At 42.1% G+C, this 26,951-nt stretch carries 25 protein-coding genes; 10 read left to right on the top strand and 15 right to left on the bottom strand.

Annotation, left to right across the window (positions count from 1 at the left end):
• Positions 1 to 58: 58 nt before the first annotated feature.
• Both fadD and rnd read left to right on the top strand, forming a co-directional pair.
• Positions 59 to 1,717 carry a long-chain-fatty-acid--CoA ligase FadD gene (fadD, locus tag LPA49_RS15455; RefSeq protein ID WP_065979053.1) on the top strand — a complete coding sequence of 553 codons (1,659 nt, stop codon included), beginning with the start codon at positions 59 to 61 and terminating at the stop codon, positions 1,715 to 1,717.
• Positions 1,718 to 1,773: 56 nt separating this feature from the next.
• Positions 1,774 to 2,904 (top strand): ribonuclease D, encoded by a 1,131-nt coding sequence (rnd, locus tag LPA49_RS15450; RefSeq protein ID WP_036971939.1) that lies wholly within the window; start codon positions 1,774 to 1,776, stop codon positions 2,902 to 2,904.
• Between the two features lie 204 nt (positions 2,905 to 3,108).
• Here rnd and LPA49_RS15445 read toward each other — a convergent pair whose 3' ends face one another.
• The 8 genes from LPA49_RS15445 to LPA49_RS15410 all read right to left on the bottom strand — a co-directional run bounded on the left by LPA49_RS15445 (position 3,109) and on the right by LPA49_RS15410 (position 11,328).
• Complete coding sequence (locus LPA49_RS15445) at positions 3,109 to 3,549, bottom strand: hypothetical protein (RefSeq protein ID WP_230237053.1); 441 nt, start codon at positions 3,547 to 3,549, stop codon at positions 3,109 to 3,111.
• 243 nt (positions 3,550 to 3,792) lie between these two features.
• Entirely contained in the window at positions 3,793 to 4,623 is an 831-nt protein-coding gene (locus LPA49_RS15440; RefSeq protein WP_074989075.1) for a sugar phosphate isomerase/epimerase, read from the bottom strand.
• A 74-nt stretch (positions 4,624 to 4,697) separates the two neighbouring features.
• Complete coding sequence (locus LPA49_RS15435) at positions 4,698 to 5,453, bottom strand: gluconate 2-dehydrogenase subunit 3 family protein (protein ID WP_074989076.1); 756 nt, start codon at positions 5,451 to 5,453, stop codon at positions 4,698 to 4,700.
• A gap of 2 nt (positions 5,454 to 5,455) precedes the next feature.
• Positions 5,456 to 7,135, bottom strand: a complete 1,680-nt coding sequence (locus LPA49_RS15430) for a GMC family oxidoreductase (RefSeq protein WP_036971935.1) — start codon at positions 7,133 to 7,135, stop codon at positions 5,456 to 5,458.
• 1 nt (position 7,136) lies between these two features.
• Positions 7,137 to 7,829: a DUF1080 domain-containing protein gene (locus tag LPA49_RS15425; RefSeq protein ID WP_065979059.1), complete on the bottom strand. Its 693-nt coding sequence runs from the start codon at positions 7,827 to 7,829 to the stop codon at positions 7,137 to 7,139.
• 24 nt (positions 7,830 to 7,853) lie between these two features.
• Complete coding sequence (locus LPA49_RS15420; protein WP_118844893.1) at positions 7,854 to 9,074, bottom strand: sugar MFS transporter; 1,221 nt, start codon at positions 9,072 to 9,074, stop codon at positions 7,854 to 7,856.
• A gap of 34 nt (positions 9,075 to 9,108) precedes the next feature.
• Positions 9,109 to 10,161, bottom strand: a complete 1,053-nt coding sequence (locus LPA49_RS15415; RefSeq protein WP_065979061.1) for a sugar phosphate isomerase/epimerase — start codon at positions 10,159 to 10,161, stop codon at positions 9,109 to 9,111.
• A gap of 6 nt (positions 10,162 to 10,167) precedes the next feature.
• A complete protein-coding gene (locus LPA49_RS15410) occupies positions 10,168 to 11,328 on the bottom strand; it encodes a Gfo/Idh/MocA family protein (RefSeq protein WP_074989077.1) in 1,161 nt (386 codons plus the stop codon).
• Positions 11,329 to 11,490: 162 nt separating this feature from the next.
• Between LPA49_RS15410 and LPA49_RS15405 the strand changes: the two genes are divergently transcribed.
• Both LPA49_RS15405 and LPA49_RS15400 read left to right on the top strand, forming a co-directional pair.
• A complete protein-coding gene (locus LPA49_RS15405) occupies positions 11,491 to 12,216 on the top strand; it encodes an AraC family transcriptional regulator (RefSeq protein WP_199524516.1) in 726 nt (241 codons plus the stop codon).
• Between the two features lie 110 nt (positions 12,217 to 12,326).
• Positions 12,327 to 12,743 (top strand): GNAT family N-acetyltransferase, encoded by a 417-nt coding sequence (locus LPA49_RS15400; protein WP_065979063.1) that lies wholly within the window; start codon positions 12,327 to 12,329, stop codon positions 12,741 to 12,743.
• A 40-nt stretch (positions 12,744 to 12,783) separates the two neighbouring features.
• Here LPA49_RS15400 and minE read toward each other — a convergent pair whose 3' ends face one another.
• Genes minE through minC form a run of 3 tightly spaced genes read right to left on the bottom strand, consistent with a single transcriptional unit; the run spans position 12,784 to position 14,568 of the window.
• On the bottom strand, positions 12,784 to 13,047 hold the full coding sequence (gene minE / locus LPA49_RS15395; protein ID WP_036971927.1) for a cell division topological specificity factor MinE: 264 nt from the start codon (positions 13,045 to 13,047) through the stop codon (positions 12,784 to 12,786).
• Between the two features lies 1 nt (position 13,048).
• Positions 13,049 to 13,858, bottom strand: a complete 810-nt coding sequence (gene minD / locus LPA49_RS15390) for a septum site-determining protein MinD (protein WP_036971926.1) — start codon at positions 13,856 to 13,858, stop codon at positions 13,049 to 13,051.
• 5 nt (positions 13,859 to 13,863) lie between these two features.
• Positions 13,864 to 14,568, bottom strand: a complete 705-nt coding sequence (gene minC / locus LPA49_RS15385) for a septum site-determining protein MinC (protein ID WP_036971924.1) — start codon at positions 14,566 to 14,568, stop codon at positions 13,864 to 13,866.
• Positions 14,569 to 14,724: 156 nt separating this feature from the next.
• On the opposite strand from minC, the gene LPA49_RS15380 reads away from it, so the two are divergent.
• Positions 14,725 to 15,006 carry a YcgL domain-containing protein gene (locus LPA49_RS15380; RefSeq protein WP_036971922.1) on the top strand — a complete coding sequence of 94 codons (282 nt, stop codon included), beginning with the start codon at positions 14,725 to 14,727 and terminating at the stop codon, positions 15,004 to 15,006.
• The gene (locus tag LPA49_RS15375) at positions 14,999 to 16,024 is read left to right on the top strand and encodes a lytic transglycosylase domain-containing protein (protein ID WP_036971921.1); all 1,026 of its coding nucleotides are present in this window, start codon (positions 14,999 to 15,001) and stop codon (positions 16,022 to 16,024) included. The genes LPA49_RS15380 and LPA49_RS15375 overlap by 8 nt, the downstream gene beginning before the upstream one ends.
• 251 nt (positions 16,025 to 16,275) lie before the next feature.
• On the opposite strand, the gene LPA49_RS15370 is transcribed toward LPA49_RS15375, so the two are convergent.
• Positions 16,276 to 16,833, bottom strand: a complete 558-nt coding sequence (locus LPA49_RS15370) for a GbsR/MarR family transcriptional regulator (RefSeq protein ID WP_036972862.1) — start codon at positions 16,831 to 16,833, stop codon at positions 16,276 to 16,278.
• Between the two features lie 250 nt (positions 16,834 to 17,083).
• Between LPA49_RS15370 and adhP the strand changes: the two genes are divergently transcribed.
• A complete protein-coding gene (gene adhP / locus LPA49_RS15365; protein WP_118844899.1) occupies positions 17,084 to 18,094 on the top strand; it encodes an alcohol dehydrogenase AdhP in 1,011 nt (336 codons plus the stop codon).
• A 71-nt stretch (positions 18,095 to 18,165) separates the two neighbouring features.
• Here adhP and LPA49_RS15360 read toward each other — a convergent pair whose 3' ends face one another.
• A complete protein-coding gene (locus LPA49_RS15360) occupies positions 18,166 to 20,577 on the bottom strand; it encodes a TonB-dependent siderophore receptor (RefSeq protein WP_182396550.1) in 2,412 nt (803 codons plus the stop codon).
• Positions 20,578 to 20,771: 194 nt separating this feature from the next.
• Positions 20,772 to 22,040, bottom strand: coding sequence for an amidohydrolase family protein (locus tag LPA49_RS15355; RefSeq protein ID WP_182396551.1), 1,269 nt, complete (start codon positions 22,038 to 22,040; stop codon positions 20,772 to 20,774).
• 147 nt (positions 22,041 to 22,187) lie between these two features.
• On the opposite strand from LPA49_RS15355, the gene LPA49_RS15350 reads away from it, so the two are divergent.
• The 3 genes from LPA49_RS15350 (at position 22,188) to LPA49_RS15340 (ending at position 25,108) form a co-directional block, all read left to right on the top strand.
• Positions 22,188 to 24,011 (top strand): DUF885 family protein, encoded by a 1,824-nt coding sequence (locus LPA49_RS15350; protein ID WP_230237050.1) that lies wholly within the window; start codon positions 22,188 to 22,190, stop codon positions 24,009 to 24,011.
• A 78-nt stretch (positions 24,012 to 24,089) separates the two neighbouring features.
• Positions 24,090 to 24,587: a YcgN family cysteine cluster protein gene (locus tag LPA49_RS15345; RefSeq protein WP_065979069.1), complete on the top strand. Its 498-nt coding sequence runs from the start codon at positions 24,090 to 24,092 to the stop codon at positions 24,585 to 24,587.
• A complete protein-coding gene (locus tag LPA49_RS15340) occupies positions 24,587 to 25,108 on the top strand; it encodes an RNA methyltransferase (RefSeq protein ID WP_036971908.1) in 522 nt (173 codons plus the stop codon). Before LPA49_RS15345 ends, LPA49_RS15340 begins: the two co-directional genes overlap by 1 nt.
• A gap of 30 nt (positions 25,109 to 25,138) precedes the next feature.
• Here LPA49_RS15340 and LPA49_RS15335 read toward each other — a convergent pair whose 3' ends face one another.
• Complete coding sequence (locus LPA49_RS15335; RefSeq protein ID WP_230237047.1) at positions 25,139 to 26,875, bottom strand: hypothetical protein; 1,737 nt, start codon at positions 26,873 to 26,875, stop codon at positions 25,139 to 25,141.
• Positions 26,876 to 26,951: the final 76 nt, after the last annotated feature.

Raw genomic sequence — 26,951 nt, 5'->3', positions numbered from 1 at the left:
AAACGGCCTTAGTTAGATTAAGGTTATTAAAAAATATAATTATAAACAGGAGCTAAGAGTGGAAAAAATCTGGCTTAAGCGCTACCCAGAAGGTATGCCTGAAACAATCGACCCTGAGCATTATCACTCGTTACTCGACTTGTTTGAAAAAAGTTTTGCTGACTATAGTGACCTTCCAGCCTTTACTAACATGGGTAAAGTGTTGACCTACAGCGAAATCGACAATGCAACAAAACGTGTTGCGTCGTACATTCAAAATGATCTTGGTCTAAAAAAAGGCGATAAAGTAGCGGTAATGATGCCTAACTTACTGCAAACGCCGGTAACAATTTTAGGTATTCTTCGCGCTGGTTGTGTAGTGGTTAATGTCAATCCACTTTACACGGTTCGTGAATTAGAGCATCAGTTAAATGACTCTGAGTCATCTGCAATATTTATTCTTGCTAATTTTGCTGACACCCTCGAAAAAGCATTACCAAAAACGAACGTCAAACACATTGTGGTCACACAAGTGGGCGACATGGTTGGCGGCCTCAAAAAGCATATCGTTAACTTTGTTGTTAAATATATCAAAAAAATGGTGCCAAGTTACTCACTCCCAAATGTAATCAAGTTTTCTGATGTGCTTGCGGGTGATGAAGCAACCTATAAAAAGCCAGATGTCGATCTTAACGACTTAGCATTCTTACAATACACAGGTGGAACAACCGGTGTGTCAAAAGGGGCTATGTTATCGCACGGTAATATGGTTGGTAACCTTGAACAAGTATCAGGTTGCTTAGATAATGTTTTAGAGCGCGGTAAAGAAGTGGTTATTACAGCGCTGCCGCTTTATCACATCTTTGCACTGACAGCTAACTGTTTAACCTTCATGAAATATGGTGGCTTAAACGTGCTGATCACAAACCCACGTGATATGCCTGGTTTCGTCAAAGAGTTAGCGCAACATAAATTTACAGCCGTGACGGGTGTAAATACGTTGTTTAATGGTTTATTGAATACTCCAGGATTTGCTGAACTTGATTTCTCAAGTTTAAAAATGTCATTAGGCGGTGGTATGGCGGTGCAACGTCCTGTTGCCGAAAAATGGCAAGCTGTCACAAAAACCAAATTGATGGAAGGCTATGGCCTAACTGAGTGTGCGCCACTTGTTACAGTGAGTCCATACGATCTAGACAGCTACAATGGCTCAATTGGTTTACCTGCGCCAAGCACTGATATTAAGCTAATGCTTGAAAACGGTGAAGAAGCAGCAAAAGGTGAACCCGGCGAACTATGGGTTAAAGGCCCACAAGTTATGCTCGGTTATTATAATCGCCCAGATGCCACAGCTGAGTGCTTAAAAGATGGCTGGTTTGCAACAGGTGATATTGCGACATACGATGATGAAGGTTTCTTCTATATTGTGGATCGTAAGAAAGACATGATCATTGTGTCGGGCTTTAATGTATTCCCAAATGAGATTGAAGAAGTGGTTGCAATGCACGAAGGTGTGCTTGAAGTCGCAGCAATCGGTATCCCGCATGAAGTAAGTGGTGAACAAGTTAAAGTTTTTGTCGTGAAAAAAGATCAATCTTTAACTGAAAAAGATATAATAAAACACTGTCGTGATAATTTAACGAACTATAAGGTGCCTAAACTGGTTGAGTTTAGGGATGAATTACCAAAAACAAACGTTGGTAAGATTCTGAGAAGAGCCTTAAAGGACGAAAAATAATAAGAGCCGGCATTAGCCGGCTTTTTTTATGGTAATTGATATTTAAAGGGGTATAAGTGCAATACCAAGTGATCGAAACGCAAAACCAATTAAATGATTTTGTAGAACAAATTACAGGCAAGTCTGTGCTTGCTATTGATACCGAATTTATGCGCCGTCGCACCTTGTACCCAGAGGTCGCACTTATTCAAGTTTTTGATGGTGAGCACTTAGCGCTAATCGATCCATTGGCAGAGTTGTCACTTTATGATTTTTGGCAAGTGCTTAAAAACCCAGATGTTTTAAAGGTATTGCACTCTCCGTCAGAAGATATTGAGGTGTTTCAAAAGTACGCGGGTTTTGTTCCAACCCCCTTGTTTGATACCCAGTTTGCACTGCAAATTTTAGGGCATGGCAACTGCATGGGGTTCGCCCACATGGTCAAAGAATTACTTGATATCGAAATAGATAAAAGCGAATCAAGAACAAACTGGCTACAACGCCCATTAACCAAAAAACAGCTAGATTACGCAGCAGCCGATACTTTTCATTTATTACCTTGTTTCGAAATAATTAAAAAGCAAATTGATGAAGCTGGCTTTTTTGATATCGTCATTAGTGAAAGTGAGTTGGTTGCGCAAAAACGGGCTTATCAAACGCCTTATGATCAGCTTTATAAAGATATTAAAAATGCATGGCAATTACGTCCTCATGACTTAGCTGTATTACGAGAGCTTGCTGCATGGCGCCGTGAAAAAGCTGAGCGAAAAAACCTTGCGCTTAACTTTGTAGTGAAAGAGCACAATATGGTTGAAATTGCCAAACGTAAACCCGCAAGCTTAAACTCTTTACGCCGTGTACCGGGTATTGAGCCGATGGAAGTAAATCGTTCGGGGGTTGAAATATTACAGTGCATCGAGCGAGGAAAAGCGATTGACGTTAGTGAGCATCCGCAGCAATTAAAGCGTCTTATTGATTTTCCAGCTTATAAAAAGGCGGCGAAAGATATTAAGCAAAAGATCACTAAAGTAGCAAAAGAGCAGGGTATTCCAGAAGATGTCTTAGCGTCTAAAAAGCAAATTAACCAATTAATAAGTTGGAACTGGAAGCTCGATAACGAAGAACGAAAAACGTCATCTAAGCCTGACTTATTCAATTCTTGGCGCTATGAATATGTTAAAGATGCTCTTAAAGAATGGGATAACTAAGAGCCCACTTTTTAAACAGAGCCTGACTGTGGTTTGACTATATTTTTCACTAAATAGTCAAACCGCCTGGTGGCTGCTTCTATAAAGTGCATTAAAATTCAATGTCTTAAATAACACCCTCTAAATAGTATGATTTAATAAATATAAGCATGGTGCGTTTTCACAACATGTTTTTATTAAAGTATCTTTCTTTTGCTTAAGCGGTTAGAGCAGTTTTCTGTGTTTACTTTTTTCGTGTAACCAATTTAATAAATTGGAATTATAGCGTTTTAGTCCTTGTGTTTGCCGTGACGTTAACGTGTAGAAGGGGGCAAAAAGAAAGAACCTATCACCAAACATAATGACACAGTGAAAACCACATTTTGAATAGTGACGGAGCAATTTGACCCGACTGGCTTCAATGTGAAAGTTGCCGAACATAGAACGATAAAATACACCGTGATGGCATATTGTTAATTCACTTTTGGAGCTAATAACTAAGACGATAATTATTGCAGATATACAAACGGTTGTTAGCAACGTTAATTGATAAATGAGATACTTTTCAGGTAAATATTCTAAAAGAATCAACAGGGTAAATAGTATAAAAGCGAGTATTAATAACACGCTTTTCTCTGAATTTTTCTTCAGCGTTAGGACTTTCATGCTCTATCCTTGAGATGTTTTTCTTTATATTACGATCCTTGTAATATATGACAACCAGCCTAAAAGAGGGTATTTTGTCCCTTTTTTGATTGTATTGTATTATTTAATATGAAATTCCTTTTTTGAATCAGTATGTAATATAATGCGGTTTAAATTTATTGGGTGAAGAAATTAATGAAAATTTTACCGATTATATGCTGAATAACGCTCGTTATTTTTCTATATAACGCCATTAGCAGGGATTTACATCCCCACTAAAATTTTATCTAAGTTCTTTTTCGATTTTGCCACACTTTGCAGTGGCGTTAATCCCTCAGGGTATTCCTCTTGCTCAAGCACTAACCATTGGGTATTACCATCTGTTTCTAAGGTGTCGATGATTTCTGGCCAATCTATGCTGTTTTCACCAATAATAGGGCTGAGTATGCTGCCATTTTTAGTACGAACTTTTATGTGTGTTGAGAGCGTTCGCTTGGGGTATTTTTTTATGAAATAAAGAGGGTCTTTACCCGCGTAATTAACCCAGCCAATGTCTAGTTGTAATGGCATGCTATTTGGGGTGTTGCTAGCGATGTAATCCCAAAATGTTGCGTTATTAAATGCATTAAACTCTTTATTATGATTGTGAAAACCGATCTTCATATTATAGCGGCTTGCATAATTACTGACTTTAGTCAGCTCTTTAACCAATGATTTAACGCCTTCTGGGTGCCATGCTCGCTCATCCCAAGGGACATACAGTGTTGTTACCCCAAGTGTTTTGTAAAAAAGGAGTGTACTATCAATATTGCTTTCATTGAGTGCATCAAAGCCGACGTGAGCACTACTGGCAAGTAAGCCCAATTCAGTTAGTTTTGCTTTGAGGCCGGCAGGGTTATCACTGTAAGGGCCAAAGTCTGCGGCAAACTCAACGCCATCAAAGCCCATTTCAGAGAGTGATTTTAAAGTATTATGGAAATCTTTTTTAAGGGAGTCCTTAACCGACCATAATTGCACACTGACTGGAATAGTCGCCAATAACTGACTGCTAAATACAAAGCAAATTAAAAATAATAAATAACGAGAGTTAAACATATTTAAATCCTAAAAAAGCAGGGGAGTTAACCCCCTGCATTGCAGTGTGTTATAAAACAACACAAGGGGGGAAGCTAATCGGTATAGGCGTATTCGCTCAAGCCTAGGTCTACTAAAACCTGATCTAAATGCGCTTTTGCCTCGTCAGACGGTCCCGGATAATCGCCTGCAATAGGCACATTTCCTAAGTAGCCAATGTCTTTACAGCCCTCAGGCGTGCAGAAGAAAGCGGCTAACACTAACTCTTTAAAGCGTAAAAATGCTTTACCTATACGTTGAAATTGGGCAGGTGTTTGTTCATTAAAATAAGCAATATCATCTAAAATTGCACGATGCTGTTGCTCACTTAAGGCGGTAAATGGCTTCTTAAAGCGCAGCTTAGATTCGTCGTTTATCCACGCAAGTGAATTTAAAATTTTAATGCGGTCACGTTGTTGTCCTTCATAAGGTGCGCTAACCCATTCATTGATAACCGCCGGTACGTGCAACTCACTTGCCGATGGAATAGTGCCTTCGCGCGGCACAATGTAATCGGATAATAACGCCACTAAGGTTATTTCGTCCGCCGTTAATGTCAATGGCCATGGTGATTGTGGTGGGATTACTAAATTGGGATCTTGCCCATAACCTTTTGCGGTAATAGGTTTAATATCTAAGTCCGGCCAATGCCCCTCAGTTGAGGATGCTGCACCGATTTCAAGTGCTTTTGTACACCCTGCGGTTAGCCCGACCGCTGAGCCTGCGGCTAATAAGCCTAGCCACTTTAAAGAGTCTCGTCGACTCATTCCTGAAACATAGTTATAGGTTTCGTGTTCGTTACGATGATGCATAATTAAAGTACCCCATTATCAATTTGTTGAGCAAGCCAAGTTGAATTACGCATTGCCAGCGTCATGATGGTGAGCGTACAGTTTTTATGTGGGTTTGAGGCAAACACCCCTGCATCCATGACGAACAAGTTATTACAATCCCACGTTTGACCCCATTGATTAGTCACAGAGTCTTTCTTTGAGCTGCCCATGCGTGTGGTACCTACCTCATGGATAATCTCGCCACCTTTTGAAATAGCTTTTTCGGCAGGCGGGAGTTCACCAACCTCTGCGCCCATGTTTTCAAGGATTTGTTTGGCCGTTTTTAAGCCATGCTCAATTTGCTTTAATTCACGATCAGACCACTTAAAGTGGAATTTCGAAACCGGGATACCCCATTTATCTTTAACGTTTTCGTCAATTTCCATGTAAGTATCTTTATTTGGTAACATTTCACCGCGTAGCGCAAATCCTACATAAGAGCCATACGCATCGCGAATTTGTTGTTTTAAGGCGGGGCCGTAGCCTTGTTTATCGCCAGACACACCTGAACCGGGTTGTCTGAAGCCGCCACCAATTTCAAAGTGATAACCACGTGGGAAATCTAACTCATTGTTAGCTTGGGCTTGATGGCCCCACCAAGGAATGAATAAGTGGTTTGCGGTATGACCATCTTCGTTATAACGCGGGCGGCCTTTTAGTGCTGGAATCTGTGCTCCTAGCCATGCACCTGTTGAATCCATTAGGTTACGACCAACCTGACCACTCGAATTAGCAAGACCTTTAGGGTGTGTTTTGTGTTTAGAGTTTAATAAAATACGCGCTGATTCGCAGGCACTGGCCGCAAGAATCACCACATCAGCTTCAAGAGCGTGCTCTGTGACTGTTTTCTTATCAACATAGGTTACACCCGTTACTTTACCTTGATCATTAACAGCCACCGATTTTACCATTGCATCAGTAATCACTTTTAAATTACCCGTTGCTTTTGCCATAGGTAACAGCGATGTTGTTGTTTGGAATGCGGCACCAATTGAGCAACCAGAGCCACATGGTGTTGCATAGAAGCATGCTAAACGGTCGTCTTTTGGACGGGTTAAAACCGCACGATGCATTGGCACAGCTTGAATGCCCAATTTCTTTGCAGAAGCAGCAATTAATAACTCTGGTACGCGGGGTTTTGGTGGTGGCTGCAAAATACCCGGCGATGAATCTGGCATATCTTCATGGCCAGTGTTAGTGCCACACACCCCAACGAGCTCTTCTGTTTTGTCGTACCAAGGTGCTAAGTCGGCATACTCGAAAGGCCAGTCCGCACCGTGACCATCACGGCTTTTACCTTTAAAGTCGTGTTCACTAAAGCGCAGAGAGTAACGACCCCAGTGATTAGTCCTGCCGCCTAACATGCGAGCGCGCCACCAATAAAAGTCGCTGCCTTTTGCACTGGTGTATGGCTCATCGGGTACTTGCCAACCGCCATCGACCGTTGCATCGTAGAAACCAAAGTTTTTATCTTTGTTGCCTGCCCCCATTAATGGAGCCTCGCTATTGCGGCGAAACATTGGGCTTTCGGTTTTTGGGTCATAATGTCGACCTGCTTCTAACAGCAGTACTTTATGACCTAGTTTTGTAAGTGTGTAAGCAGCCATTGCACCACCTGCACCAGAGCCAACAACCAATACCTTATGTTTAAATTCAGACATCTTAAAGCTCCTTAATTTTTATATTTTTAAACCACACTTTATCGCCGTGATCTTGAAGCCCGATATGGCCTTGCTTAGCCGTTGCAAAGTTTTGCCAATTGGCAAACTTACTGCCTTTTACAAGCGTGTTCCATGTTGTACTACCAATAACGATGCTTGTCGTACTAATGCCGTTTTGCCAAACTTGTAGATGGTTGTCTTGCATTTTTATACGCACATGGTTCCAACTATTGGCGGGTTTATGTGCAGCAGCAGGGGCAGCGAATAAATCATAAATTGAGCCAGCTAAATGAGAGTCAATTTTGTTATCTGGGTGCTCTTTGTTATCAATAATTTGAATCTCTGGCGCGTGTGAATAAATCATTTGTCCTGTTTCATCGGCCAGCACAAAAATACCACTGTTGCCCTTGGTTGAAATTTTCCAATCAATGTGCAGTTCAAAGTTTTGATATTGTTTCTTGGTTAGTAGGTCGCCACCTCCTTTTGTTAAGGTCATGGCGCCATCTTCAATAACCCAAGCTGGATTTAAAGAGTCACTTTTAAAATTACGCCACTGTGACATGTCTTTGCCATCAAACAGTAACTGCCATCCGGCGTTTTTTTCTTGTTGTGTTAGCTGATTATCAGTCGCATTAGCGAGTGCACAGCTACTAACTGTGAGCACTAAAGTCAGTGCTTTGAGAGATTTAAACATGGTGTTCCTCGACGATTTACTTGCTTAAGATGCGCACTTTTCAGCGCGTTTGTTGTTATTAATAACTAAATGCAACCCTATGAATGCCACGATTAAAATAATCGGGAATATCAACAGGTTTTGTAATACAGCCTGTCCGGCTAAAATTTCGATTTGTTCCGCGCTGGCACCTGATGCTTTTGCAGACAAACGGGCACTGTCTATCCAACTTCCTATGACTGGATTCCAAATACTCATTGCGAACATGCCCGCGCCTCCCATTAACGACATACCTAGCGCGCCCGATTTCGGAATGTATTCGGCAACACAACCAAGCATGGTAGGCCAAAAGTAAGTTACACCCATGGCGAATAAAATAGCGGCTAAATAAATCATGGTGCCTTGTGCTTGGCTCATCATAAAGATACCTAAGCTTGCACAAAGTGCAGAGCCAAGTAATACACCTGTAGGGTTAAGCTTGTGGACAATAGGGCCTGCAAAAAAACGACCTACCGCCATGAGCCCTGTTATAAGTGCTAAAATGACCATGGGTGATGCCCCCGATGAACCTAAAATACGTTCAATCCATTGCTGAGTACCAAACTCCGTCGTGGCGGTCAGTGTCATGCACGCTATAAGAAATAAATACAGCGGGGTAAATAAATGACGAATGTTGCTGCTGGTCGAGTGGATACGTGTATCAAAGGTCGGAAATTTTGCTTTAATTAGCATGGCACCATAAATAATGGTCGGAACTAATATTAAAGCGACTTGCCACTGCCAGTTAAGGCCGGCAGCCGACATGAAATTAGACGCTAATGCACCAATTACAATCCCGCCAGGGAACCAAACATGAAAGCGGTTAAGCATAGTGGTGGCGTTTTTAGGGTACATTTCAGCTATTAACGGGTTACAACCTGCTTCAACAGAGCCGTTTGCAAAGCCTATTAGAAAAGTCGATACCAGCAAGCCCCAAAAGCCATCTGCGGTGATGGTTAAGGCAAGGCCAAGTAAGTGACAAATAAATGCCAACGCGACCAGCTTTTTAGCACCAATAGCGTTGTAGATTATACCACCGAGCATGGTCGCAACGGGGAAACCTAAAAACGCCATTGCATTGACCCAACCGAGTTCGGTGTCAGTTAAACCAAAGTCACCACCAAGTTGACCCAAAATACCAGCGCGAATGGCAAAGGTCATCGAGGTCACAATCAGTGCTATACAGCAAAGCCGAAAGACAATGCGATTATAATTATTGTTGTCCATATTGTGTGTCCTGTGTGTTCAATTGTTGTCGGTTTTATAAACCTAAAATTCGATTATTACGCTCAGTGTTTGTTGCGCCACTGGCAAAATCGTCAAAGGCTTTGTCGGTGGGGTTTATTAAATGTGCGTTAATAAACTCAGCGCCTTCTCGTGCCCCATCTTCTGGGTGTTTTAAACAACACTCCCATTCAAGCACTGCCCAGCCATCGAAGCCATATTGGGTTAATTTGCTGAAAATTTGCTTAAAATCGACTTGCCCATCACCTAAAGATCGAAAACGGCCCGGTCGGTCTTGCCAGTTTTGAAAGCCGCCGTATACCCCAGAGCGGCCATTTGCAATAAACTCAGCGTCCTTGACATGAAACGCTTTTATGCGTGAATGATAAATATCGATAAATGCTAAGTAGTCTAATTGTTGCAATACGAAGTGACTCGGATCATATAGAATGTTCACACGAGGGTGATTATTTGTGGCGGCTAAAAAGCGCTCAAATGTTACCCCGTCGTGCAAGTCTTCGCCCGGATGTAATTCATAGCAAACATCAACACCGTGTTCATCAAAACAATCTAAAATTGGTAACCAACGTTTAGCGAGTTCGTTAAAACCTTGTTCAACAAGTCCCTGTGGACGTTGTGGCCACGGGTAAAAGGTATGCCATAAAAAAGACCCCGAGAAAGTCGCATGCGTTGTTAAACCAAGGCGTTTACTCGCTTTTGCGGCAAACATTAGCTGCTCCGTTGCCCATTGTGTGCGTGCCGCTGGGTTGCCTTTTACGTGGTCTGCAGCAAAATTATCAAACATTTCATCGTATGCAGGGTGTACCGCAATCAGCTGACCTTGCAAGTGGGTTGATAGCTCTGAAATTGTAAGGCCTGACTCGGCTGCAATACCAGTGACTTCATCGCAGTATTGCTGGCTTTCGGCGGCTTTTTCTAAATCGAAAATAGCGGGGTTAGAGGTAGGGACTTGAATGGCCTTGTAACCTAAACCACTGGCCCATTTACATAATCCACGAAAGCTATTAAAAGGGGCTTCATTGCCAATAAATTGCGCCAGAAAGATCGCTGGCCCTTTGATTTTTTTCATTATGTATTATCCAATCTGTAAACTGTGCCACTTAGTATCGCGCTCTGACGAGGCTACAACATGCTCAATAAATGCCATACCGCGTACAGCCTCTTTGATACCGGGTACATCAAACTCTTGATTTGTGGCGCTGTCGCCTTGTTTAAATGCGTGAATTTGCTTTGCAAAATTACTGTAAATGTTGGCAAAGGCTTCAAGGTATCCTTCAGGATGACCCGCCGGTGTGCGCAGTGCATTTTGCGTATCAGTGTGAAGTACGCCTACACCCGCTCTTAGCAAGATAGCTGCTTGGTTATGCGCACGCAGCCATAAGCTATTCGGCTCTAGTTGCGACCATTCAAGGCTGGCTTTATCACCATAAATACGCAGGCGTAGGTTGTTTTCGTCACCAATAGCGACTTGGCTTGCGAGTAATACGCCTTTGCTACCGTTGTTAAAACGCAGTAGCACCGTGCCATCATCATCGAGGCTGCGGCCATCAACTACATGGTTCAAATCGGCACACAGTTGGGTTATTTCGAGGCCCGATACATACTCAGCCAAATTTGCTGCATGCACACCAATGTCGCCCATGCAGCAACTTATTCCCGATTTACTCGTATCAAGACGCCAGCTTGCTTGCTTAGAGCTTTCATCTTCACTTTGTGCAAGCCAGCCTTGGGTGTATTCAACAATGACTTTACGAATACAGCCAAGCTCACCCGCTTTAATGCGCTGCTTAGCCTCTTTGACCATCGGGTAGCCGGTGTAGGTGTGTGTTAATCCATACAAAAGCCCCTGTTTGGTAATGATTTCTTGTAATTGCTGTGCTTCGACAAGTGAAAGAGTTGCAGGCTTGTCTGATAAAACATGAAAACCGTGCTCTAGAGCCATTTTTGCCACCGGGAAGTGCAAGTGGTTAGGCGTTACAATTGCCACAAAATCAACGCGCTCTTCAGCAGGTAATTTTGCTTCTTCTGCAAATAGGGTGAGGTAACTGTCGTAGCAACGGCTGCTATCGAGGCCAAGTAATTCGCCAGTTGCTTTACACTTGTTGGTATCCGAGCTGAATGCACCAGCCACAAGCTCTATCATGCCATCTAATCGCGCTGCAATGCGATGAATTGCGCCTATAAAGGCACCTTCGCCACCGCCGATCATAGCCATGCGGATTTTAGCTTTGCTCATCTTAAGCGCTCCTAATCAAAGTAGCGTTTGCTACTGTTAATGTCATGTTATTGATAATAGGTAAGCTTGGGCAATAAGCGATAATAAAAATTCGGTTGACAATACAACAAAATCGGCGTTTAAAATATAATGGCAATGACATTTTTTAGGGGTGTTTTAGTTATGAATATTCAAGAAATAATAAAAAAAGCGGGAGTCAATCAGCTTATTGCTGCATTTGATCTATTGCCCGATATCCTCTTTTGGGTGAAAGATACGGATAGTAGAATATTACATTGTAATCAGCATTTTATTGAACATCAGGGTTATAAAACTCTAGAGCAAATTTTACTAAAAACAGATTTTGACTTTTCGCCTAAACACTTAGCGTTTCAATATGTGAATGACGATAAGCGAGTGATGGAAGGCTTTATCGTGACAGACCGTCTGGAGTTAAATCAAACCCTGCAAGGTGAGCTTGGCTGGTTTTCAACATCTAAGCACGCACTCAAAGATCACGATGGTAATGTGATTGGCACCTATGGTGTGACGCGCCATTTACAAAAAACATCTCAAGCCCTTTCACACGTGCGTGCAATTGAAGAACCTGTTAAGTATATTCGCGAACATTATCATCGCCAAATTAGTATTGATGAACTGGCAGAACTCGCACACTTATCGATTAGCGCTCTAGAAAGGCGATTTAAAAAGCACTTAGCAAAGACTCCAAATCAGTTTATAAACGAAGTGCGTCTCGAAAACGCACGTAAATTATTAATTGAAACACGCATACCAATATCACAAGTAGCGTATCAATGCGGTTTTTCTGAACCAAGCTATTTCAGCAAACAATTTCGGCGTTTGTTTGGTGAAATACCATCACAAATGCGTTCTCAATTAGGCGACTAACATGACTGTTTTGCTTATGAAAATATTTTTTCATTAAAAACCAAACTTCACTATTTTTCGGCAGGGATGTGTATGGCTAAAAAATTTACTAGTCTAGATCAAGGGTAAGAATGATAAAATTTATAAAAGCGACAGTTCTAGACAAGCCTTACTTGCTCACCTTACGCTTAAATACCATGGTTGAGCATTTAGAAAAGCAAGGTTTGTTCTTATCTCTTGAGCAACATCAAGCACGCGTAGCAGAGCATTTTGAGCACAGTCATTTAGTCTTTGCAGAGGCACAATGTGTAGGTCTTGCTAAGTTTACTAGAGAACAAGATCACATAAACCTACTGCAGTTACAAATAGAGCCAACAGAGCAAGGGAAGGGGTTAGGAACAAAGGTGTTACATGCGCTAAAAAATGAAGCGAATGTAATTAACTTAACCGTTCTTAAAGCAAATCCCGCATATGGGCTTTATCAACGGGCAGGTTTTAAAACCATAGGCGAGGACGACTACGAGTTTCATATGCAGTGGCAGAAATAAAAAAGGGCGCTGTTATCTATAACATGGCGCCCAATTTTGACTATTTCTTTTCTTCGTCTGGTAAAGTGACGTTAAGCTCAAGGACCGCTAAATCATCTTCGTTTTGGTCAAATTGAACCTGAACTGCATCAGTGCTTACGTTCACGTATTTACGAATAACATCAAGGATGTCTTGTTTTAGCTGTGGTAGGTAATCAGGCGTACCACGCTGTGAACGTTCGTGTGCGACAATGATCTGCAATCGCTCTTTTGCAAGTGACGCACTGCTTTTCTTTTCTGAGCGGAAGTAGTCAAGTAAAGACACATTAACCTCCAAAAATCCGTTTGAACAAGCCTTTTTTCTCTACATCTAAAAAGCGAAAATCAACTGTTTCACCTAGCAGGCGATTAATTGCATCTGTGTACGCTTGGCCCGCATCAGATTCAGAATCTAAGATCACAGGTTGACCAGAGTTCGATGCACTTAATACCGCTTGTGATTCAGGAATAACACCTAATAGTTTAATTGCAAGAATTTCTTGTACATCTTCAACTGATAGCATCTCGCCTTTTTCAACACGCTCTGGGTTGTAACGCGTTAATAGTAAGTGTTCTTTTACACTTTCAAGGCCTTCTTCAGCACGCTTAGACTTGCTGTGTAAGATACCTAAGATACGGTCTGAATCTCGAACCGACGATACCTCTGGGTTGGTAGTAACAATTGCTTCATCAGCAAAGTACATTGCCATCATGGCACCCGCTTCGATACCCGCAGGTGAATCACAGACAATGTAATCAAAATCTTTTTTCAGCTCGTTTAGAACGCGTTCAACACCTTCACGGGTTAGGGCGTCTTTATCACGGGTTTGTGAAGCAGGTAAGATAAAGAGTTTATCAACACGTTTATCTTTAATTAGAGCCTGATTTAGGTTTGACTCGCCATTAATAACGTTTACAAAGTCATAAACAACACGGCGCTCACAACCCATGATAAGGTCTAGATTACGCAAACCAATATCAAAGTCGATAATAACGGTTTTAAAGCCTTTAAGTGCTAAACCTGTGCCAATTGCAGCACTCGATGTGGTTTTACCAACACCACCTTTACCAGAAGTAACGACAATTACTTTTGCCATGAGATTTATCCTTTAACCAAAGCTGAAATTTCTAATGAATCATTTTTTTGTTGGATTTGTACGGCATTACCCCAGTGTTCACCTTGTAGGGAGTCGCTGATCCAATAACTGCCATTAATAGAAACAAGTTCTGCTTCTAATTTTTGGCAAAATATTTGTGCCTCGTTGTAACCTTTTGCACCCGCAATTGCACGGCCGCGTAATGTGCCATAAATGTGCACATTACCATCGCTTATGACTTCAGCGCCGTGGCTTACAGCCCCAATAACAATAAGGTCGCGGTCTTTTGCATACACTTGCTGCCCTGAGCGCACCGTGCCATGAATGACTTGTGCTGGTAGGTGAACGGTTTTTTCAACGATAGACGTATTTGTTTGTTGTTTAGCGGTTGCTCCCTTAACGTCCTGTGAATAGTTCAAGACCGATAAGCCCGCTGCTTTTGCGTTCTCGTTTTGTTCTTGCGTGCCATTACACACACCGACAGGATTAAACGATAAGCTTGTTAACATAGACTTTAAAAACGAGAAATCAAGCGCTTCATCTTGTACGTCGCTTAAGTTGATTACGATAGGCGCACCGGCAAAAAACTTAGGTGCTTGGGCGATTTTCTCATCTAACTGCTTACTTAAAAGAGAGGTATCTGCTGAAAATAAATGTAAAACAGATAATGTAAAGAGGTTCCCTTTTAATTCAAAAATTTGTTCCGACATACACGCTCAATTGAATTTTCTTGGTTAGTCGTATTTACAGATAAACGCAGGCTGAACAAGGCTTATACAGTAAAAATCTAACCTAATTTTTATAACTTATTATTTGACTCATGTTATAGTGTGCGCCTTCGTTAAGCAAGATATTATAGGGTCATAATGCTAACTGCGGTGTATAAAAGTAAGAAAAAAGCGGATACCTACCTTTTTGTAGAGAAAAGAGAGGATTTTAGTCGAGTCCCAGACGCTTTATTAGCGACATTTGGCCAGCCTCATTATGTGATGATGATCAATCTTGCTAGCCGTAAAAAGTTAGGTGTTGCAGATTTAGAGGCGGTTAAGCAAGCGTTAATTGAGCACGGTTTCTACTTACAACTACCTCCGCCGGAAGAAAACCTGCTGACCGAATTTAAAAAAGACAAGGGAGCTGATAGTGATTAAAAAACTTGCCGTTATTTTATTAAGTGCCTCGTTGAGCACATCTGTACTAGCAGAACAAAAAACACAAGCCGATTTTGATTTATATGTTGCCGCATTAAAAAAAGAAGCGCTTGAAAAAGGTTACGACCAAGCACTGCTTGACCAAGCCTTTGCAACGGCTAAATTCAAAGAAAAAGTAATCTCGGCAGATAAAAATCAGCCAGAAGTAAAAGAAACACTAGAAACCTATTTACCAAAACGTGTGCCGCAATGGAAAATTGATCGCGCGCGTAAATTGTATAAAGAAAACCAAGACGTTCTCGAAAAAGTAGCGAAAGAATATGGCGTTCAAGCACGCTTTATTGTTGCACTTTGGGGACTTGAAAGTAATTTCGGTAAAATTCAAGGTGGACACAGCGTGATTGCATCACTCGTGACACTTGCATTTGATGGCCGCCGCGAAACCATGTACAAAAATCAACTTTGGGCTGCACTTGATATCTTAAAAGAGGGGCATATTACCCTTGATAAGTTCAAAGGCTCTTGGGCAGGTGCAATGGGGCAAACGCAGTTTATGCCAACCTCATTTAATTCTTATGCGGTTGATTACAATGGTGATGGTCGCAAGGATATTTGGACAACCGAAGAAGATGCCTTCGCCTCTATTGCAAATTACCTTAAGCAAGCAGGGTGGAACGATGACTTAACGTGGGGTCGCCAAGTTAAATTACCAGAAGGCTTTGATAACGCAAATATTCTTAAACGTGGCACTAAAACGCGCAGTCAATGGCTTGAATATTGGAAAGAGTCAGAGCGCAGTCTAGCTGACTGGCAAGCATTAGGTGTTCGTAAAATGGATGGTAGTGACTTACCAAACGTGGACATTACTGCCGCGATGGTGATGCCGGATGACGTGAACGGCCGTATGTATCTAGCCTACGATAACTACAAAGCACTCATGCATTGGAATCGCTCGTATTACTTTGCAACCAGTGTGGGTTACTTATCAGATCGTATCGGTTACCCAGCGATTAAGTAACTTATTGTTATTAACTGTTAGGCTTAGTTTTAACTGAGCCTGACGGTTTATTGCCTCCTTACTAGATTACTCCCTGTGCAATGAAAGAACATTAAGTGCAGTTTTGATTATTCGTTCAAAATCCACTAAAACATGACCTGAAAAGAACGCCCGAAACAAGTATCACGCCTACATTATTAAACCCGTAGGAACGGCTTCAGCCGTGAATCTCAAATGTTCGGCGTTAAAACGCCTCCTACAAACTCGCTAACTTACTCACTCTTCCCCGGCTTTTTCAAAATCTTATCTTTAAAATCCAGTACCTTACCAATACCAGATCCAAGCTTCATGAGACTTTGTAGTTGCTCTGGACTTAAGCGTTGTAACTCTGCTGACCATTTAGTAACGGTTTCGAGTAGATCGTGGATTTCTTGCATTTGCTGTTGCGCAAAGCGTTCATCGTCGGTGTGGGCTTGTTCGAGTAGGTTATCGCGCAGCAAACTTAGAGTTGGATCAATTTCGCGCTTTTTGCGCTCTTCAAATACACGGTTTGCCATATCCCAAATACTGCCAGCTGGGCCATAGTATTCTTTACGGTCGCCCGGAATATGGTGCACTTTAATTAAGCGCCAAGACTGAAGCTCTTTTATGCCCATGCTTACGTTTCCGCGTGAGATACTTAACGTATCGGCAATTTCGTTGGCGGTCATCGGCTCTTTTGTAATGGTTAATAAACCACACATTTGGCCAATAGTGCGATTAAAGCCCCAACGGCTTCCCATTTCACCACAGTGCATTACAAAGGCTACGTTTTTTTCAGATAGGCTCATAATTTTCATTGTTCAAAAACTTCAGAAATTAAATGCTAGCACGCCATGGGTATAACTAAAAGAAATAGCCACTATTGATTGTATTGCGACTAAAGTTTGAGTTGTCACCAATGCAGGTATATCTAGCTGAATGTATTAATTTATTTTTATAACTTCAGTAAAAATGTATGGCTTGATGTGGATCAATAACAGTGACAATTAATCTGTTTATCGTATACGCTGAAACCCAATAATACCATGGAGGAACGTTATGAAAGCCGCAGTAAATAAAGAGTACAAAGGTAAATTAAGCATTGAAGATATCCCATGTCCAGACATTGGTGTCAACGATGTACTTGTCAAAATTGCCGCGTGTGGTGTGTGCCACACTGATTTACATGCATGTCATGGGGATTGGCCTGTAAAACCTAAAATGCCATTGGTGCCTGGCCACGAAGGGGTCGGGACTATCGAAAAAGTGGGTGACAATATTAAACATTTAGCCGTGGGTGACCGTGTTGGGGTGCCTTGGCTTTACAGTGCCTGTGGCCACTGTGAGTTTTGCTTAGAAGGCAAAGAAACCTTATGCCTTGAGCAGCACAACACAGGTTATTCGGTAGATGGTGGTTACGCTGAGTACTGTGTAGCTCATGGCGATTATGTGGTTAAAATTCCTGACGGATTAGGTTTTTCAGAAGCTGCACCTTTGTTTTGTGCAGGTGTCACAACCTATAAAGCACTCAAAGTAACAGGTGCTAAAGCCGGTGACTGGGTGGCCATTGTTGGTGTGGGCGGTTTAGGTCATTTAGCCGTGCAATATGCAAAAGCAATGGGCTTTAATGTGATTGCAGTTGATACGGGTGAAAGCAAACTGAATCTTGCCAAAGAACTCGGTGCAGACATTACCATTGATTTTATGAAGCAAGTACCAAGCGAGACTATCTTTGAGCAAGTCGGTGGTGCGCATGGAGTAGTGTGTACTGCGGTATCAAAACCAGGTTTTGAGCAAGCTTATAAAAGTGTGCGTCGTGGCGGTAAATGCGTGCTTGTAGGGTTACCCCCAGAAGACATGCCATTGCCTATTTTTGATACGGTACTGAACGGTGTATCGGTAGTTGGCTCAATAGTGGGCACGCGTAAAGATTTACAAGAGTGTCTCGACTTTGCCGCAAAAGGCAAAGTTAAAGCCATTATTGAAGAAAAACGCCTTGAAGATATCAATGAGATTTTTGACGACATGCTAAAAGGCGATATTACGGGTCGTATCGTGATGACGTTTTAATAACGAGTGAGCCGTTATTAAACAAGCGCGACTACGTTGGGTCGCGCTTGTTTAGTTTTACCGGTAACTACTTATAACGTATAGCTAAACGTTAATTTAGCATTACGTTCTTCTCCTGGCATACCACCTAAGAACATTGCTTTTGAGTAATACGTTTTGTTAAACAAATTGTTTAAGTTTAACTGTAGTTTCCACTCATCTGTTTGGTATTGAATTGCGGCGTCGTAAACTGTGTAGCTAGGTACGTAACCATCTGGAATACCAAACGAGGTTGAATGTGTACTGCGGTCATCAACATATTGAATCCCTGCACTTATCGTTAGTGGCTGAGCTAAATTAAACCACTGAGCATCGTAGCTTAACCAACTACTTGCCGTGACATAAGGTACCCCTTTTTGACGCGAATCAAAGCTTGATGAATTTGGGTTCTGCTTATCACGGGCATCCTGATAGACACCATTGATGTTAAGTTGCCATTGCTCATTTAAATCCGCATTTAAATCAAGCTCAACACCTTTTGTTTGCTCTTCACCATCATAAAAGCTCTTTGGTATAGAAGCATCAGACACGCCGGCTTCATAATCTGGGTTTGCATACTCTAGGTTGGTACGGGCACTGTCAAAAATGACCAATGATGCCAATAGTTGATCATCAAAGGCCTTTACACGCATGCCAATATCGTTACTGATAGACTCGGCATCATCACGGTCAGCTTCGTTACCCGTTACACTACCTAACACGCTATACGCTGTGCGGCCTTTCGAGTGATTTACAAAGAAAGAAATGTCGTCGTTTAGTTTATATGTCGCACCTAGGTTGTAGGTCATACCGCTGTCTGAAGTATCTGCTTCTGGTGTTGGCTCTGCGGCGCTTGCACGGTAACGAGGGTCAACGCCAAAATGCTGATAACTTTGTTTAATGCGATTAAACGCGACACCCACACGCGTTGTAAAGGTGTCATGAATATAGGCAACATGCTGAATACCGACTCCCCACGCTTGCACTTCTTTGTTGTAATCGCTGGTCTTTAGAGGATCGTAATCAGCAAAACTTCCCGCGCCCCAATTTGGCGTTCGAATATCAAAAATATACGGGAGTTGGCCTTGGTAAATAACCTCGCCTTGTTTATTTTTAATGACCTGATCGGCATCATAAATAGAGTATTGTTTGAAACGAATATCACGGTCTTCGTAGTTGGCGTTAACGAGTAATTCGTTATCGATACCCGCAAAACTAAAGTCATAACGAAGATCTGCAAAGTATTGCCATGATTTTTCGTCTGCTTGCACTTGGCGATACTCTTGGCGACGCGCAGCAAAGGGATAAAGCACGTCATCAACAACTAACGGGGCGCGAGGGTCGGCATTGATCACACCATTACGATTCCAATACACATAGTTATACGCTCCAGTTTGACGCGCAAAACTTGATTCATAATTTCGGTATTGTAATTGCTGATTTAAAAATAAATTATCAGTAATAAAGTAGTTATGCGTTAACTTAAAGCGCAGTTCTTCGCCTTCGTTATCATTGGCCATCGGCGAAATAATGCCATTATGACCGAAGGTATACGGTGTTAGGCCATCATTTGCTGCGAGTGAATCTGCTAATTGCTGGCGTTGCTGATCTGTTAGTTGCAGTCCTTTTGCCGTTGCATCGTTAACTAAATCAGCAGCGGTGACTTCGCCAGCCGTTTTACCATTTACAGAGTCACTGTTAAAAATACGAATAGGGTGGCCAATCGAGTCAACAGCAATGGCGTCTTTGATATAAGCACCTGAAAGCATTATGTCTTGTTTGTCGCTAAGCACATATTTCAACGCCGCGTAAATTTCGTCCCGGTCATCTTTTAAATCGCGATAGCCGTCACTGCGCGCTGTTTTTGCATTCACTCGGTACGCTAAATTATCCGTTAAAGCAGCTGTGCTATCAAAGCCCAACACATAGCTGTCCCATTGGCCAAGTTCGGCACTAACGGTGTGTTTTTCAGTGAATTGTGGTTTCTTTTCAATAAGGTTGATAACACCACCGGCACTGCCCATTCCATACAAACCTGTGGCAGGGCCTTTAAGTACTTCAACCGATTCTACGTTAGTCATAGAGCGGGTAGGGTTAAAGGTGTTACCAAGGCCTGCACCACCGTACATGCCATCGTAGGTGTAGTTTGCGCCTAAACCACGGATCACTAAGTTGTCACCAATGCCATAATTATTACCCGCTTGCGTTACACCGCTGATGTTACGTACCAAATCTTGTAAATTTGTGGCGCCTTGTGAATTTATAAGCGCTTGATCAACCACCACCACGGGGGCTGGTGTTTCCATTAAGGTCATGTTTGATTTTGTCGCAAGACCAGACTCGAGCACCACGCGATTTTGTTTGTCGTAGACGGTAATCCGTTCAACATCGTTTAAATCATTAGCGTTAACTGAAAAAGCGCTGATACAAGCAAGGGTTAAAACAGAGTATTTGTAAGTTGTCATTATAGAAAAGAAGTTAAAAATTTTCGGTAATGATAATGCGAGTGGTTTTCATTTCAAGTGTTATTTATCTAAAACGGGTAAATAATCGGTTTAGATACAATCAAATAACATCTTATAAATACTTGGTTAACTTTTTGCTGGTAACAACAAGGAGAGGTGCTGGTTTCAATAAAATGAAACCAGCAAATTGGTGATTACTTATAAACAATGCCGTCTTTCATAACAAATTGCACGTTTTCAAGTACGGCAATGTTTTCAAGAGGATTTCCTTTTACGGCAATAATATCGGCTAAAAAGCCGTTTTTAATTTGGCCAAGTTTATCATCAACTTTCAGTAGCTTAGCACTATTAATGGTTGCTGATTGCAGTGCTTGCAATGGTGTCATACCAAATTCAACCATACGTGAAAATTGCTTCGCGTTATCGCCATGTGGGTAAATTGCAGCGTCGGTACCGAACACCATGTTCACACCCGCTTTAACGGCGCGACTAAAGCTCTCACGTTGTTTTTTAGATACTTGACGCTCTTTATTTAGGTTTTCTTCATCAACACCGTTTTGCTCGCCAAAGGTCAGCGTGTATTCGGTATTATAAATATCCATTGAGAACCACGTACCGTGTTTTTTTGCAAGCTTAATTGCTTCGTCATCCACAAAGCTTACGTGTTCTACACTATCAACACCCGCTACAATGGCAGCTTTAATACCACTGGTGCCGTGAGCATGGGCAGCTACGGTTAAACCGCGCAAATGAGCTTCATCAACAATTGCATTCATTTCATCTTGCGTATACTGCTGAATACCCACTTTAGTACCTTTAGAGAAAACACCACCTGTGGCACAAAATTTAATGGCATTCGCACCGTATTTAATGTTTTCACGTACCTTAGCACGGGCAGACCAAGGACCATCTGCAACACCTTCTGCGGTGTATTTCATTTCAGGTGGTAAACGGTTGTTATCACAATGGCCGCCAGTAACCCCGAGTGATGGGCCCGCAGCCCAAATACGTGGTCCGACAATATCACCTTCGTTAATACCGTCGCGCACCGCAATAACGCTATACCCTTCTGCGCCTAAATTACGTAATGAAGTAAAACCAGCATACAGTGTTTTTTCGGCAAAATGGGCGGCTTTAATCGCTTTGCGCGGCACAGATTGACCAATTCGTGCACTACGAGGCACTGTAGGGTCGCTGGTCAAATGTACATGCATGTCCATTAAACCAGGCACAAGTGTAAGATCTAATAATTGAATATGCTTATCGCCATCTTTTAAGCTAGGCTGTGTATTCGTCTGTACAGCCGTTATCTGACCGTTTTCTATACTGATTAGTGGTGATTTAATCAATTTTCCTGAATTTACATCGACCATGGCTTTTGCCGATACGTAGGTTGTGGCGTAGGTATTTACAGAGGCTAAGCAGGCAAAACCTAAGCTAATCGCGAGAACTGTTTTTTTCATTTTTATTCAATATTGGTAAGTCGAAGTTTCACTTTACCAATCACGTTAGTGTGTGTAAATAAAGTGCGATAAGTTGCAGCGATACTTGCTAAACAGGGCGCTAAACCCGCATAATTTACGGGTACTTAATTTAAGGGCAGGGAAAGAATGAAAAACATAAAATTAGCACTACTTAGTTCAGCAGTGATGCTCGCATTAATGGGTTGTAATGAATCAACGCCAAAAAGCGAAACAACACCTACAACAGCAGCACAACCATCTGTAAAAACAGAATCAGCCAGCGCACAGCTGGATACATTACTGACCAATTATTTTGAAGACGGTTTACAATTCAACCCGATTGGTGGCACTTATATTGGCCGAAACGAGTTTAACGACGATTTTATTGCTCCGATCAATGAAGCCAATCGCAATGAGCAGCTTAACTTCATTAAAGAATATAAAAACAAACTGGCAAATATTGATAAGGCACAATTAACAGGCCAGTCTTTACTAAGCTATGAAATACTCGCTCGAGACTTGGATTTGGCTATTGAAGGGTCACAATTCCCAAGTCACTTAATGCCCATAAATCAAATGGGCGGCGCGCATAACACTTTTGCCGCGTTAGGGTCTGGGCAAAGCGCACAGCCTTTTAATACCGTTGAAGACTATAAAGCATTTGAAAAACGTGCAGATGGCTTTATCGCTTGGTTAGAGAGCGTTGAGCAATCAATGCGCCAAGGCATGAAAGACAAGGTGGTACTTCCTAAACCGCTTGCTGAAAAACTATTACCACAATTTCAAACACATATCGTAGAAAAACCAGAAGAGTCATTATTCTGGGGGCCGATTGCTCAGTTACCTGAGTCATTCAGCGACGAACAAAAAGCAGAGCTGACAAGCGCATATACCGCGATGATCAGTGAGCGTTTAGTGCCTGCGTATCAAAAAATGGCTGATTTCTTAGCGAACGAGTATATTCCAAACGCACGAGAAAGTATTGGTTACAGCGACTTACCAAATGGTAAAGCATGGTATGAGTATCAAATTAAGCAGCATACAACACTGAGCCTAAACGCTGATGAAATTCATGACATTGGTTTAAGTGAAGTATCACGCATTTTATCTGAGATGAAAAAAGTAAAAGAAACCGTTGGTTTTAAAGGGGATTTAAAAGCGTTTTTTGAACACCTTCGAACCTCTGATGAGTTTTACTACGACACCCCAGAAGCGCTGATTGCGGCTTATGAAGAAGTAAAAGAAAAAATTGACGCAAAGCTGCCGCAAATGTTTGATATTGCGCCGAAAGCGCCTTACGTTGTAAAAGCCGTTGAAGATTTCCGCGCAGAATCTGCTGCGGGGGCATCGTATCAATCACCTGCACCAGATGGCTCACGTCCGGGTATTTTTTACATCAATACGTTTAACTTAAAAGCACAGCCTAAGTTTTTACTTGAAACCTTATCAATTCATGAAGCGGCACCAGGACATCATTTCCAAATTGCGCTACAACAAGAAATTGAAGGCTTACCGCTGTTTCGTAAATTTGGTGGGTACACCGTGTTTGCTGAGGGCTGGGCACTTTATGCAGAAAGCCTAGGTAAAGAGTTAGGTTTATTTACCGACCCTTACATGTGGTATGGCCGTTTATCTGACGAACAACTGCGAGCAATGCGCTTAGTACTCGACACGGGTTTTCACGCAAAAGGCTGGACTCGTCAGCAAGGTATTGATTACATGCTTGCGAATTCGTCGATGGCTGAAAGTGATATTATCGCTGAGGTTGAGCGCTATATCGCATGGCCAGGCCAAGCACTGTCTTACAAGTTAGGTCAGTTTAAAATTCAAGAACTACGCGATTATTGTAAGAAAGAACTGGGTGATAAGTTCGATATTAAAGCGTTCCATACGCAAATTCTGATCGATGGTGCATTACCTATGCCGATTCTTGAAGAGAAAATTAAGCGTTGGGTTAGCGAGCAAAAGTAATAGCTCTAGCACTCTAAACTTTGCGCGCATGCTGGCTTTAAGCTAGAATGCGCGCTGTTAGGGGCTTTGAGTAATACCATGTTAGAAGATAAATTTTGGCTTAAGCGCTCGCTTGAGCAAATGTCACGAGAAGAATGGGAAGCCATTTGTGACGGTTGTGGTAAATGTTGTTTAAACACATTTATTGACAGCGAAGACGAAGATGAATTTGCCGCAACAGATCAACTTCGCGAAGGTGAAGAGCTTATTTTCACGAATATCGTATGCCAATACCTTGATAACGATAGCTGTGGCTGTAGTGAGTATGCTAATCGTCAAACTCTCGTGCCTTCATGTGTAAAGCTCACCAAAGAAAACCTAAAAGATATCTTCTTTATGCCACAAAGTTGCAGCTACCGTCGTTTGCATGAAGGCCGTGGTCTTGCGTCTTGGCACCCACTGCTCCATGGTGGTAGCAAAGAAATGATGCACCAATTAGGTATTTCGGTGCGTGATAAAACGATAAAAGACTGTCATGTTGACCTCGACGACTTTGATTTATATGTTGCTGAATGGCCAACCATGGACATCGATTAATGACTACGCTAAAAGCATCGATTGGCCTTATAAACCCTAAAAGCCCAACCAACGTTGGCGGTGTATTACGCGCCGCAGGATGTTACGACGCCCAGCAGGTTTTTTTTACAGGCAGCCGTTATCTGCGTGCGAATAAGTACCACACTGATACCAAAAATGTGCTTGAGCATATCCCACTGACGCAAGTTGAAAGCCTTGAGCAAGCGAAGCCAGAAGGCGCAACAACGGTAGTGATAGAGCTTGTAGAAGGCGCCACGCCATTACCCGAATTTAAGCACCCAGAAAATGCGTTTTATGTGTTTGGACCCGAAGATGGTTCGGTCAGTAAAGACGTGCTGACATGGTGTGATGAAGTGGTTTATGTGCCTACCATTGGCTGCATGAATTTAGCTGCTACGTGTAATGTTGTGCTGTATGACAGGTTAGCCAAACTGGGTGGCATTGAAAGCTCAGACACGACTATTTTTAGCAGCCGCGATACTAATAACTCTTTAAAATGGCAGCAACAAAAAGAGCGCTAATGCGCTCTTCTCATTTATCAGTTTAAACGATTACTTTTTAGTAATTTGTACGTTACTTTCAAGTCCTATGCCGTTGTCAGTAATGTCTGTGGCAAAATAGACACCTACGGGTTGGTCACGCAGGGCTTCAAGTTCAGCCATTTCTTCATTGGTTAACTGACCTGTTGCAGCAATCATATCAAGTAACGGTATAAGGATTTTTTGAATATCAAACGCCATATTCACAAACCCATTTTTTGTGACACTTTGCGCGTCTAATTCGTTTGCAATACGTGCAGATTGATCACCCGTAAAAATCACGATGTGATTACCTTTCATCGCCATTTTAATGTCAAAATTAAGCGGGACAGGCGAAGGGATATATTCATTAATGACTACCGCATCACCATTGGCCGGCAGTTTTATATTTGCAAGTGGTGGAACAAACCCCTGCGCAACTGAATATAAACCGTGTGCATCAGTGGCTGATAAAGTCACTAGGGCATCGAGGCTTTCAACTTGTGGGCCTTGAGTGTCATCAAGCGTAAATTTGGCATCTTGTACGCTTAAACTCATTCCTTGAACGCCATTTGCAAAACCCGATACCATAGCAAGCCCTGCAGTGCTGACATCACGCATTTCATTTTGTAGAGCGACAATCGGGCCACAGTTAAATTCGGCTGACTTCAATGCGCCAGTCAATGTATTGGCGAGTGGCAGTACTTTTGCAACATCAATCCCGTAAGCAACACTGAGCATTTGACCATCAAGCTGTGTGGTGTGTTTTGGCACAAAGCCACGTACGGCCTGCAGAGTATTTAGTAAGTCTTGGTCGGTACTTTGTAATACGGCTTTAACATCGAAATCGGCATAATCAGCTGTAATACGTGATTTTGTGGTACCCGATACGGTTGCGGGCCATTTTTGAGCAATGTAAGCGATATCAGCTTGACATTCTGGTGTTGAAATTGCGTCTAATGCATTGGCTTGTTGGGCTTTGTTGAGTAGTTCTGTGAGCATTTGGTGCAAACGCGAGTCTTCTTTACCCGTAATTGCATTGGCAATATGTTGGTGATCAACATAGCCCACTGAGTTGCCATCAAGTGAAAAAGTGCTAATTAACTCAGGCAGTTTTTTAGTATCAGCGAGTGACTTAGCTGGTTTTTCTATTCCAAGGGCAATGCGTAAGTCTTGATTGTTCGAAAGAGGGGTTGCTAGAGTTAATGTCGCCCAGTTGTTATGCGTTGACGCAATCAGGTCGATATTATCTAAGCCTTCAAGGCTAATGTTAAACCGTGTGTAGCCTACACCATCAAGTGTTTCGCTTGTGTAAGCAATACCTGCTTCGTCGGCAGATTGCTTAATGCTATTAATAATACTGCTTTGGTCAGCGACTTCAAAACGAACAATTGGCATCAAACCTTGCGCATACATCATTCCTTTATAGTCATCGCCAAACCCCCACATTGATTTAAACGCATCATAAGAGCTTAAAGATTGTTGATACTTTTCCATTAACGAAGCAAGAAACACAGCGTTTGGATCGCTGGTTTGTTTTAGCTCAGCAATAATAGGGGTGAAGTCATTGGTGCCTTTCATTGCATCAGGTATAAGTGCAAAGTATTTGCTATACGGGAATGGCTTTAATTGCCCGTAAAACACGGCAGTGTCTGCTGGCACATAGGCAAGCTCAGGTAAATCTACATCAACACTGGCTTTATTTTGTGAATACAACACCGCACCTGCAACAATTGCAACAGCACCTACAGCAAGAAGCTTATTATTCATAGCTTGAATTCCTTTTTCTTTAATTAGTTAAAAAACATACCATGATTACAAACCCTTCACCATATTTGCTTAATCA

The sequence above is a fragment of the Pseudoalteromonas sp. MB41 genome (assembly GCF_020966275.1).
In the GTDB taxonomy this organism is placed as follows: Bacteria; Pseudomonadota; Gammaproteobacteria; order Enterobacterales; family Alteromonadaceae; genus Pseudoalteromonas; species Pseudoalteromonas lipolytica.
The sequence above is the reverse complement of the archived record's forward strand: the minus strand, read 5'-3'. Positions and strand labels throughout refer to the sequence as shown.